At 44.8% G+C, this 1,006-nt stretch carries 2 protein-coding genes; both read left to right on the forward strand.

Annotation, left to right across the window (positions count from 1 at the left end; genetic code table 11):
* Positions 1-115 precede the first annotated feature (115 nt).
* The gene (locus AC1DSG_RS31365) at positions 116-445 is read left to right on the forward strand and encodes a hypothetical protein (protein ID WP_477794324.1); all 330 of its coding nucleotides are present in this window, start codon (positions 116-118) and stop codon (positions 443-445) included.
* Between the two features lie 60 nt (positions 446-505).
* Positions 506-1,006 (forward strand): JmjC domain-containing protein (locus tag AC1DSG_RS31370; protein ID WP_477794325.1); only part of this gene is annotated, 501 nt, incomplete at its 3' end.

A 1,006-nucleotide genomic window follows, 5' to 3' on the forward strand; every position in this document is an offset into this window, starting at 1 on the left:
ATCTTTCTATTACTTCATATAATTCCTGCCATTATCCTATGGTCCACAAAATTCGCCCTCCAACAATAGATAGTCAACTACTCACAACTCACCCCATCCAGTATCAGGAGCAACTATGCGCGAATTAACAATATGTGACTTTGAATTAGTATCTGGCGCAGTAGGTCCACCCGGAGCTGTTGTTGGGGCCGTTACGGGCGCTGCAACTTACATCGGAGGAGCAATGGCAACTGGCCAAGGAGATATCGCTGGCCTTACTGCAAGTGCAGTCGCAGGGGGAGCCGCAGGTTTTCTTCTGGGGCCTGCCGGCATGGGAGTAGCCCAAACTACCGCTGCAACCATCCTCGGTGCGGAAGTAGGGTTTTATTCCGGCATGCTAGGAGGACAAGCTCAAAGTGCTGTTAATGCAGCCGGGACTAACTACGGCGGAACAAACTACAACTAAACTCAACTAAAAATTGAGCCTTGCCGCCCTAATGCCGCCAGGCTCCTAAGGCCTATCTTTATGAGCATATCGCTCAACATGTCTTTTGATGAATTTTTTGAAAAACACCAAGAAAAAAAACCACTACTTATTAAGGGAGCGGCTTCTAACACTCGATTCTCATGGAATGATATAAATCATATTTACGATAACAGCGACGCAGCATCCGATGATTTAAAACTTTCCTTAAACGGCATACGCCCCAAATCAGAGTACGTAGAAAACTATCTTGATATTGGAGTATTACGCCATCGACTGATCAAACCCATCATCTATGAGAGTCTAAAAAAAGGCGCAACACTAATCACAAACAAGATAAAAAATTCAGAAAAAGTAAATGAAGTATCAAAACAAATTGCAACATTTACCGGGAGACAAGTCGTAAGCAGCGCATATCTATCTTTCGGAAGCAAGGACTCCTTTCGATGCCACTGGGATACTCGGGACGTATTTGCGATCCAATTAATTGGTCGTAAACGCTGGATCGTTTACGAGCCATCGCTGGAATCCCCTTTATACACC

This window comes from Pseudomonas sp. P5_A12, from assembly GCF_056400685.1.

What these genes read in the sequence shown, in the direction of transcription:
- AC1DSG_RS31365 (WP_477794324.1), top strand. Translation starts at nt 116, where the DNA reads ATGCGCGAATTAACAATATGTGACTTTGAATTAGTATCTGGCGCAGTA.